Raw genomic sequence first — 3,295 nt, 5'->3', positions numbered from 1 at the left:
CATCGGAGTTCATCCAGTTTCGGAATGTCGTTGGGTTTCGGCAGGCGGATGGTGAAGACGGCGCCCGGACGGCCCGTCCGGTTGCCGGCGGTGATCGTGCCACCCATCGCCTCGATGAAGCCGCGGCAGATGGAAAGGCCAAGCCCGGTGCCGGCGCGCACCTGATCGCCCTTGCGCACGCGGTAGAAGGTATCGAAGACGCGGTTAAGATCGGCCGGCGGAATGCCTGGGCCTTCGTCCGAAATCTGCACGACGACGTTGTCGGCATCGGCCCAGCCCTCGATATGGATCACCGATCCCTCGGGCGCGTATTTCGCGGCATTGTCGAGCAGGTTGAAGATCACCTGCTCGAACAGGACAGGATCGACGCGCACCATCGGCAGGTCGGCGGGAATGTTCATCTCGGTCTTGTGGCCGTCGAGGATCTTGGCGGCACGGCGCAGCGCGCTGCCGACGATATCGCCGGCATAGTGCAGCGCATAGTTCGGCTCCATCGCACCGGATTCGATCTTGGTCATGTCGAGCAGGTTGGCGATGAAGCGGTTGAGGCGTTCGGATTCGTCGACGACGGTCGACAGCAGGTCGCTGCGGTCYTCCTCCGGCATCGAGGCGAAATAGTCGCGCAGCGTGCCGGCGGCGCCGAGGATGGCGGCAAGCGGTGTCTTCAGGTCGTGCGAGATCGAGGTCAGTAGGGCCGAGCGCAGCCGGTCTGCTTCGGCCCCAAGCCGTGCCCGGTCGACATCAGCGACGAGCTGGACGCGTTCGATGGCAAGGGCCGCCTGGTCGGCCAGCGCATCGAGCAGCCGCTGCTGTTCGGGCGTCAGCAACGGTCCGTCGCGGCGGTCACTGTCGAGGCCGATGACACCAACGGCGGTGCGCCCGGTTCTCAGCGGCACATAGAGGCGCTTGGCGCCGGGCAGGGTGTCGGCGCCGCGGCCGGCGGCGTGATTGTGCTCCCAGGCCCAGCGGGCGGCGGCGATATCGGCGTCGTCGAGCGTGTCGTCGGGCGGATAACCGGCCTTGACGGCGATGGTACCGTCTTCCGGCAGCAGTAGCACGACGCGGACCTTCAGCATCGAGGCGAGCTGGAAGGCGGTCGCCCAGAGCACGTCGTCGAGCGTGCCGGTGCCGGCGAGCTTTTTCGAGAAGAGATAGAGATCTTCCGTCGTCCGCGCCCGCTGGCGGGCAGCGGCGGCTTGGCGCTGGACGGTCGCGGTCAGGTTGCTGGCGATGATGGCGACGCCCAGGAAGAAGAAGAGCGCAAGCACGCTTTCCGGATCGCTGATCGTCAGCGTGTAGCGCGGCGGCAGGAAGAAGAAATTGAAAGACAGCGCGCTGAGGATGCAGCTGTAAAGGGCCGGCCGCAGGCCGTGGAGGACGGCTGAGGTCAGCACGGCCATCAGGAAGACGAGGGCGAGGTTGCGTACGTCGAGCACCTGGTCGAGCACGACGCTGACGCCGAGCGCGATGGCAACATAAAAGGTTGCCAGCAGGTAGGCCCTGAAATCCAGTTGCGGCGCGGTGGCCGCCGCCCTGACGCCGCGCGCGGTGGTGCCGTCCTTCTCACTGCCTGAAATCACATGGACGCTGATCTCGCCGGTCTTGCGGATCAGCTCGTCGGTGATCGAGCGGCTCCACCAGTCGCGCCATGTCGGCTTCTTCGGGGCGCCGATGACGATATGGGTGACGTTGTTGGCGGTGGCGTGGCGGACAAGTTCTTCGGCGACTTCGCGGCCGGGAAGGGTGATCGCTTCGCCGCCGAGTTGCTCGGCAAGTCGCAGCGTGGCGGCGACGGTATCGCGCTCGGCTTCGTTCAGATTGATCGATCGGTTGGTCTCGATATAGACGGCAGCCCAGGGCGCGCGCAGCCGCGAGGCCATACGGGCTGCATAACGCACCAGCGAGGCGGAGCGCGGATGGTGGTCAACCGAGACGAGAACGCGTTCGCCCGCCGCCCAGGGGCCGGATATGGCATGGGCCTGCATATGGGTGAGCAACTGGTCGTCGACGCGCTGTGCGGTCTTACGCAGCGCAAGCTCTCGCAGCGCCGTTAGGTTGCCCGGGGTGAAGTAGTTGGTCAGCGCCCGCTCGGCCGTGCGCGGCATGTAGACCTTGCCGTCATGCAGGCGCTTGATCAGATCATCCGGCGTCAGGTCGATGATCTCGATGTCGTCGGCGAGGTCGATGATCGAGTCCGGCACTGTCTCGCGCACACGGATGCGGGTGATCTGCGAGACGACGTCGTTCAGGCTCTCGACATGCTGGATGTTCAGCGTCGTATAGACATCGATGCCGCGATCGAGCAATTCCTTGACGTCGAGATAGCGCTTCGGATGACGGCTGCTCTCGGCATTGGTATGGGCGAGTTCGTCGACCAGCACGAGATCGGGCCGGCGGGCGAGGATGCCGTCGAGGTCCATTTCCTCGAGCGGCCGGCCCTTGTAGCTGATTTCGACGCGGGGGATGATCTCGAAGCCGGCAAGGAGCGCCTCGGTCTCCTTGCGGCCGTGGGTCTCGACGACGCCGATGACGACATCGAGACCGTCGGCGATCTTGGCACGGCCGGAGACGAGCATCTCGTAGGTCTTGCCGACACCGGGCGCGGCACCCAGAAAGATCTTCAGACGGCCGCGTGTCTCCGCCCGGGCTTTTTCGAGAAGCGCATCGGGCGAGGGCCTGCCGGCCTGGTCGCGATTGTCGTCTGGCATGCGTATGGTCTTTCTGCAGATGGCTGGCGAGGACGGGCTACATCTCCCTATCCCTCGCCCCTGTGACGAGCGCAGGGATGAGGGAAGGAAAGGGGCGCCCAGCCTGCCAGGGTCACTGAGTCATAGAAGTATCAAGGCTCTGGTTCAACGCCAGAACATTGACTGTGGGTTCGCCGAGAATGCCGAGTTCGCGGCCTTGAACGGCACCGTCGACCAACGCCTTGACCTTGGCCTCGTCGATAGCACGCGCTTTGGCGACGCGCTGCACCTGGAAGTAAGCGGCCTCCGGGGAGATATGGGGATCGAGGCCGCTGCCTGAAGCGGTGACCAGGTCGGCGGGCACCTCCGCATTCGGGTTTGCCGCCYTGGCCGCGTCGTAGTCGCCCTTGACGCGGTCGATCAGCTTCTGGTTGGTCGGGCCGAGGTTCGAGCCGCTGGAGGCGGCCGCATTGTAGCCGTCGCCGGCGGCCGAGGGACGGCCGTGGAAATACTTGTCGCTGGTGAAGGCCTGGYCGATCAGCGTCGAGCCGATCACCTGGCCGTTCTTCTCGATCAGGCTGCCGTTCGCCTGGGTCGGGAACAGGGCC

The 3,295-nt window shown here is 65.4% G+C and carries 2 protein-coding genes; both read right to left on the bottom strand.

Annotated elements, in window-relative coordinates:
* Positions 1-2,708 (bottom strand): sensor histidine kinase (locus tag AC1D1Z_RS35505; RefSeq protein WP_210068195.1); only part of this gene is annotated, 2,708 nt, incomplete at its 3' end.
* A gap of 112 nt (positions 2,709-2,820) precedes the next feature.
* Positions 2,821-3,295, bottom strand: a 475-nt coding sequence (gene kdpC, locus AC1D1Z_RS35500) for a potassium-transporting ATPase subunit KdpC (protein WP_477853472.1), incomplete at its 5' end; no start/stop codon positions are given.

Source organism: Rhizobium sp. P1_E1 (assembly GCF_056406015.1).
This window is presented reverse-complemented; position numbering and strand designations above follow the sequence as displayed.